The following is a 7,197-nucleotide window of genomic DNA, read 5'->3' as shown; positions in this document are numbered from 1 at the left end:
GTTGAGAACTGTCGGCGGCTGGGCATCGACACCCGGGAGTATCTTGAGGACGTGCTCACCCGACTGCCGGCAATGAAAACCAGCGAGGTCGATCAACTCGTCCCGGGGAACTGGCTGCAAGCACAACAGGGAAAACGAGCACGGAAGGCTGCCTGATAACCGCTGCCGCCAAGAAAAATCAAACGGCGGCACAGACCACGGTTACGAATGGCTGGCTCGGGGAGCGTCTTGCCATGGGTCATCCCGGCAGTGTCAGTCGGGAGGTAGGACGCGTCGCAAGGGACCCAGAATTGGCGAGACGAGCGAAGAAAATGGCTAAGGTGCTTGGGTGAGTGTTAAAGTGCGAGGACTGACCCGAATGGCATGACCCGAATGGCACGGGAAGGAGACGAACCTATCGCATATGGGCTACTTGCGGTTGTGGCGGCGGATACCCGCGACTAGGTATAGCGTTTATGACGTTAAAGCCTTGAAGGCAGCTGGTGCCGGACTTATGATGGCTTGCTTGCTCTTTCTCGATGAATCTAAGGGAGTGAAGTTCGGGAATCTCGCATATGATTATATGAGAATCGGAGACCCTGCTTCTTTCGCTGAAGCCACAATCCTCCTCGATTCCATGGGATCGGGATGGAATGAGTGGGGAAATGTGATGCAGCGACTTGACAAATAGTATGCTAACAAAATACAAGACAGGCATGACGCAAGGACCAATTTCGGCTATTCGGCGCCCTGCTTCCGGCGATACGTATGCTCTGCTTTTTTGGTGTGTAGATAAGGAAGGCGATTTCGATGAGCTTTGGACAGAAGATATGATCTATTCGGTCTCAGACCTGTTTGGTATGGAGGACACGTGTTTCGGTGACTACGATATCAGAAATGTAATCCCCGAAAATGTGAGCTTAAAAGGCTGGCTAGCTCCTATTGTCCTAACGAAGGGATGGGATTTAGTTGGAGGGCTCTTTCTAGGTGGACATGCTAGAAGATTTGGGTTTCGCATGATCGAGATAGCAGCCGCATGTGTTTGCGAAACAAAGAGCATCTCAAAGTTCGTTAGCACCCAGCAGTGTACAGATCAGGCGCAAATTCGTGGACTCAAGATTCTTTTGCAATTAGTTGAACAAAGGAGCCAAATGGTTTTCGTGATGCAGATTGGGGGATGGGACTATGTCGAGGATGGGGAAGGATTTGAGAATCAAGATGGATGGCGAGCGTCTGGATTTCCTATTTCGGAGCGGGCGATGGGCCTAATTGGAGAGCGGTGCTCGTAAACGGTTCTCTTCAAAGGGGTCAGTCCTCGCACTTTAACATTGCGGCTGTCAAAGGGGTCAGTCCTCGCACTTTAACATTGCGGCTGTGGGCGTCACTTCGCACTCTCTGGGATCATGGCCCGTCCACTCCGCTATGAAGCAGTAGGCGCCGTTTACCACGTGATGGCGCGCGGCGACGGAGGGAGGGAGATTTTCGAGAGCGATCAGGACCGGCTGGATTGGGTGGATCGAATCGAGCGGGCATGTGGACGTTTCGGCTGGCAAGTGCATGCTTACGTGCTGATGGGGAACCATTTCCATTTGCTGCTTGAGACGCCGGAGCCCAAAAGTGTCACCGGTGACGGCGCACGTGCCCACGATGAGGCGGAAGCCGAGCGGTTGGTGGTGGCGGGCTTGGAGCATCTCGGATTGCCACCTGACTCGGAAGATCAGGCCGGCCGGGGACGGTTCCGAGACGAGAAGGCACTCGTCGCGTGGTGGACCCGGCAGCGTACGGCGGCGACGAATGGCTGGCTCGGGGAGCGTCTTGCCATGGGTCATCCCGGTAGTGTCAGGCGGGAGGTAGGACGCGTCGCAAGGGATCCAGAATTGGCGAGACGAGCGAAGAAAATGGCTAAGGTGCTTGGGTGAGTGTTAAAGTGCGAGGACTGACCCCTCTTCTCTCTCTGACCCCTCTTCTTGGGGGGATCTTACGAAGGGGGCGATTGGTCGAAGGCCTCGGGCACAATGGGCGAGTGCTGAGGCTGTGAAGTTTTGGGGAGAGAGGGGTGGAGAAGGGCGGGAATTTCCCGAGATTTCGAGGATTTACCTGAAAAGTGGGTGGGGAATTGGTATGCCGCCCGCTGTGATGGGAATCCGATGCCTTCTCCCTCTGCTACGACCGTGTCTGTTGCTCCGAGAAACTCCGCTGCTGCTGCGGGGGCCAAGATGATTTCCGCCTTAGATTTGTTCAGTATTGGCGTCGGGCCCTCCTCGTCGCACACGGTCGCGCCGATGCGTGCGGCCCGAAGTTTCGTGGAGCAATTGGAAGCGAATGGTTTGGGCAGTGAGGTGATGCGAGTGACGTGCACTTTGTATGGATCACTCGCGGCGACGGGGAAAGGTCACGGAACGGATGTTGCGATCCTGTTGGGATGGCTGGGGCACGACCCGGAGACCGTGGATGTGGACCGGATTCCTGAGTGGGTCGGTGAAGTTCGGGCGACTGGACGCTTGAAGCTTCCGTGGGGCCGAGAGATTGAGTTCAAGGAGAAGCGAGATCTGGATTTTCGTCGAATGAGGCCGCTGCCTCTCCATGCGAATGGGATGCATTTTTCGGCCCTTGACGGGGACGATGGGGTGCTGGCGGACCGGGTGATGTATTCGTTGGGGGGAGGGTTCGTGGCCGATGAGGAGGAACTGAAAGCGCGACGGGAAGCGGGGCAAGAGGTGCCAAGGCCCTTCATTTCTGCCAGCGGACTGTTGGAAATCTGTGAAGGAGAGGGGCTGACGGTCAGCGAGGTGATGTTGGGCAATGAGGAATCTTTCCGGCCGGAATCAGAGACTCGGGAGAGGCTGGATCGGATCTGGGTGGCGATGCAGGACTGCGTAGCCCGTGGGTGTGTGGGGGAGGGAACGTTGCCGGGTGGGCTGAATGTGGCCCGTCGAGCTCGCCGGATTCATGAATCTCTGCGGTCCCGGCCGGAGCAATCGTTGTCGGATCCACTGACGGTGCTCGACTGGGTCAATCTCTACGCATTGGCGGTGAACGAGGAGAATGCCTCGGGCGGCCGCGTGGTGACGGCTCCGACCAATGGAGCTGCGGGGATTTTGCCGGCGGTGCTGCACTATGCGGTGCGGTTCCGCAGTTCTCCCCATGGTGATGGGGTGCATCGTTTCCTGCTGGCGGCGGCGGCGGTTGGCCTGCTTTACAAGCGGAATGCTTCGATTTCGGGAGCGGAGGCGGGATGCCAGGGAGAGGTGGGAGTGGCGTGTTCGATGGCCGCGGCGGGGCTGGTGGAGTATCTGGGTGGAAGTCCGCGTCAGGTGGAGAATGCGGCGGAAATCGGGATGGAGCATCACCTGGGGATGACCTGCGATCCGATTGGTGGCCTGGTGCAGATTCCTTGCATCGAGCGCAATGCCATGGGGGCGGTGAAAGCGATCAATGCGGCCCGGCTGGCGATGGCTGGCGATGGCGAGCACAAGGTGTCTCTCGACAAGGTGATCCGAACGATGTGGGAAACCGGTAGGGACATGAAGGCGAAGTATAAGGAAACTTCACGCGGCGGCCTGGCGGTCAATGTGGTGGAGTGCTGAGGGTCTCGTTTCAACGAAACGAGGCTTCCATGATGTGAAATCGACTCCCGAGCTGTGCTGGGTGGGTCAGGGTCTGGAAGTTTCTTAGCAGTTTGGCGGTTTCTCGATCCGTGCGTCCTTCGAGCTTGAGCAGCCAAGGCCGGGCGATCTCGGTGAGGAATCGCGCTTGATTGGTGAAGTGTTCGACTTGGCCACCGAGGGCTTCGAGGGCTTCTCGAAGAGCGGAGAAATCGACGTGGGCTGTGAGATCCCGGGAGCCTGGGTCTTGCAGGGGATGGCCTCCCCGGCGGTGGGCCTGAAAGGTTTCGAGGGTGCCATCGGTGCGGGCGGGGTCGAAGTAGTCCTCCCGTTCGAAGCCGTAGTCGATGAAGAGCATTTTTCCCGGCGAGATGCAGGGCGCCAAGGGGGCGAGAAAAGCGGCGAGCTGCGGGCGGACTTCGGTACGGTAGCCTGCGGGCCGAGAGGGAAGGCCGAAAATGAGTGGGGGAGCAGCAGGACCGAGGGATTTCCAGATGAAGGATCCCTCGGGATCGAGGCCCACACCGAGTTCATCCCAACCGTCTCCTGTGGATTCGATTCGATGGCAGGTGAGGGCGTCGATCAATTCGTTGGCGACGAGGATGCCTGGGCGGGGATCCAAGGCATGAGGGGTTTCGACGATGCGAAGGTGAGCGGAAAAAGGAGCAAGAAGTTCGCGTTGGCGGGCGGCGAGGCTGGGGAGGGGTTCGATGATGGCGTATTCGAGGCGGGGAAGGAGGTCGGGATGTTCTTGTGTGAGGGCTTCTAGGATATCGCGTGCGAGTTGGCCGTCGTGAGCGCCGAGTTCGAGGATGCGGACGGGCCCGGGTTGATGGGAGAAAAAGGAAGCGAGGTGTTGGGCGAGCAACTGGCCGAAGAGGGGGCCGACGGAGACGCTGGTGAAGAAGTCGCCAAGGCGACCCACTTGGCGCCCGGGACGAGCGTAGTAGCCTCCTTCGGGGTGGTAGAGAGCGGCCTCCATGAAGCGGGCGAAGGAAATTCCACTGGAATGGACGATTTCCTGGTGGAGTTCCGCTAGCAAGCCGGGGATTGCCTGACGGTCCGGTTCCCGATATGCCGGAACCGGTTTCTCGCCCCCCGCGGGGAATGTTGCCTCATCTTTTGCCATGTCCAAAGCCACCCAAGCCGTCCGGAACAAGCGCAGGCGCCCGATCTTCTTCAAGCGGAAAGGATTCTGGATGGGCGTCCTGGTTCTCCTCGTGGTGATCGGTGTGGCGGGCTGGATGGTGGCTGACCGGATGTTGGAACCGTATCGCCAGCGGGCGATGGAGTATGATTTGTCGCTGGTCGACAAGGTGGAGGTGCCCAGTGTGATTTTGGGCCATGATGGAGGCGAGGTGGGACGGGTTTTTGTGCAGAATCGGAGTGTGATTGGGATCGATCAGGTGCCGGAGCGGTTCATTTCTGCGTTGAGGGCGGGGGAGGATAAGCGGTTCTACAAGCATCACGGGGTCGACTACTTCGGCATTGCCCGGGCGGCGATCGATTGGCTGCAGGCGGGCAAGGCCGTTTCGGGGGCATCGACGATCACCCAGCAGTTGGCGCGAGGCGCCTACGATTTGCAGGCGGACTGCAAGCGGCGGGGGGAAACGAGCATCGAGCGGAAAATCATTGAGGCGTTTCTGGCCCAGCGGATTGAGACGGTGTATTCGAAGCCGGAGATTTTGGAGTATTACCTGAACCGGATCTATTTCGGCAGTGGGTTTTATGGGATTCGCTCCGCGTCGTTGGGGTATTTCGGGAAAGAGCCTGAGGCGCTGACGGATGCCGAGTGCGCGACGATTGTCGGACTGATCAAGAATCCTTCGGGGCTTTCCCCGCTGAATGATATCGAGGCCTGCCGGGTGGCTCGTAACATGGTGATCGCCCGGATGATGAATCTCGACATGATCCGGCCAGCGGAAGCAGCGCGGATGCGAGCGGCGCCCATTGCGCTGAATCCGAAGCCGTTGCAGCGGGGGACGAGCCACCTTTACGAGCGGATTGCGACAGAGATCCGCAGTTTGCTGGGAGAAGATGCATTGGCTCAAGGGGGCTACACGATCCGCACTTCGATCGATTCGACGGTGCAGCACGCCGCGGAAGAGAAGTTGGAGGAGATGCTGCGGCAGGCGGAGAATCACTCCGGCTATCAGCACCCGAAGCGGGGCACGGGGGATCCCAAAAAGTGGCTGCAAGGAGGGGTGTTCATGGTGGATCAGCGCAGTGGTGGAGTGATTGCGCACGTGGGAGGGCGGGACTATGCGGATGTGCCATTCGATGTGATTGAGCTGGGACGCAGTCCGATGGGCACGGCGTTTTTCCCGTTTGTGTATGCGGCGGCGCTTGAGCGGGGTCTGACGCCGGCGAGCAAGGTGGACGATGAAGCGATGGACAATCGGGCGGTGATGGTGGGAGGTCGTGAGGGGATTCTCGGGGAATGGGGGATGGAGGTTTCCAATCCGCGCTACGAAGGTTCGGTGACGTTGCGGAGGGCCCTTGAGAGCTCGAAGGTGGCGGCGACGGTGCGAGTGGCGAATCAGGTGGGGCTGGATCATGTGCGGAGCACGAGCGCCGGATTTGCCTTGCCTGTGGCGGAGGCGGAGTTGTTGCCGCGTTTGGCGGTGGGCTGGGAGCCGGTTTCGCTGAAGGATTTGGTGCGGGCTTACACGGCTTTTGCTGACGGGGGCCGGCTCGGACCCAGCCAGCTATGGTATGTGGAAAGCATTCGCGATGCGCAGGGATCGATTCGCTATGAACGCTCGGTGCCGCATGCGGTTGGTGAGACGGCGGTGAGCCAGGCGACCGCGTTTCAAGTTCACTCGATTCTTCAGGGTGGAATGACGCGCGGAAGCGCCCAAGGGGTGCTCGATGAGTTGGTGGAAAAGCCGTTTCATGGTGCCTGCAAGACGGGAACGACGCATGATTTTTCGGACGTCTGGACGGTCGGATACAATGCCAACGTGACCTGTGGGGTTTGGATGGGCTTTTTGAATTCTGGGGAGCCGATTTATGAAGGCGCCTTTGGGCGGGATTTGGCGATGCCAGTTTGGACGGACGCGATGAATCAGGCTGCGCGGAATTATGGTGGTCGAGGCATTCCCCAGCCGGCGAGCGTGGTTGAGGTGGAGATTTGCCGGGTTTCCGGTGACCGGGTGACGCCCTATTGTTACGAGCAGGTGGAAGATCCGGTGACCGGGGCGATTCGTTCGCGGCCAGCCGGCATTCGTGAGTTTTTCCGGAAAGGCACGGAGAATCTGCCGTTTTGCCCGGTTCACTCGGGGTCGGTGGCGGAGGATCCGTCCCGCGGGGTGCTCGATATGACGGCGTTGGCGGTCATCGATGCGTCACCGGTGCGGCCGAAGAAGCCGGCCTTGTTGGGGGACGATCCTTTCCACAGCATTCAGATGACGGAGGATGATATTCCGCAGATCCGTGTGCGCCGGGAGCGAACCAATGTGCTGGATTCGTTCGATCTTGAGGACGGATTGAGGGAGATGTCGCTGCCACGGCCCGGGCGGTTGGAGATCGCCCCGGAATAATTTGCGGTCGCTGCCTTGCGTCGGAGGGCAAGTTCGGGACATCGTTGGGGCGTGCCGGAATCGCCGCCCCA

General features: G+C 59.3%; 6 protein-coding genes. 5 read left to right on the top strand and 1 reads right to left on the bottom strand.

Going from position 1 to position 7,197, the window contains the following annotated elements; genetic code table 11:
* The 4 genes from HNR46_RS21525 to HNR46_RS13665 form a co-directional block, all read left to right on the top strand.
* Nucleotides 1-156: transposase domain-containing protein (locus HNR46_RS21525; protein WP_184019735.1), on the top strand; the 156-nt coding region annotated here is incomplete at its 5' end.
* Between the two features lie 515 nt (nt 157-671).
* Nucleotides 672-1,268, top strand: a complete 597-nt coding sequence (locus tag HNR46_RS13675) for a hypothetical protein (protein ID WP_184019733.1) — start codon at nt 672-674, stop codon at nt 1,266-1,268.
* Between the two features lie 114 nt (nt 1,269-1,382).
* Nucleotides 1,383-1,898, top strand: coding sequence for a transposase (locus HNR46_RS13670; RefSeq protein WP_184019731.1), 516 nt, complete (start codon nt 1,383-1,385; stop codon nt 1,896-1,898).
* 297 nt (nt 1,899-2,195) lie between these two features.
* A complete protein-coding gene (locus HNR46_RS13665; RefSeq protein WP_184019729.1) occupies nt 2,196-3,566 on the top strand; it encodes an L-serine ammonia-lyase in 1,371 nt (456 codons plus the stop codon).
* Between the two features lie 10 nt (nt 3,567-3,576).
* Here the strand turns inward: HNR46_RS13665 and HNR46_RS13660 are convergent, their stop codons facing one another.
* Nucleotides 3,577-4,626: a class I SAM-dependent methyltransferase gene (locus HNR46_RS13660; protein WP_184019726.1), complete on the bottom strand. Its 1,050-nt coding sequence runs from the start codon at nt 4,624-4,626 to the stop codon at nt 3,577-3,579.
* A gap of 85 nt (nt 4,627-4,711) precedes the next feature.
* Between HNR46_RS13660 and HNR46_RS13655 the strand changes: the two genes are divergently transcribed.
* Nucleotides 4,712-7,126: a transglycosylase domain-containing protein gene (locus HNR46_RS13655; protein WP_184019724.1), complete on the top strand. Its 2,415-nt coding sequence runs from the start codon at nt 4,712-4,714 to the stop codon at nt 7,124-7,126.
* The last annotated feature ends 71 nt before the right edge of the window (nt 7,127-7,197 follow it).

Source organism: Haloferula luteola, from assembly GCF_014201715.1.
Lineage (GTDB): Bacteria > Verrucomicrobiota > Verrucomicrobiia > Verrucomicrobiales > Akkermansiaceae > Haloferula > Haloferula luteola.
The sequence above is the reverse complement of the archived record's forward strand: the minus strand, read 5'-3'. Positions and strand labels throughout refer to the sequence as shown.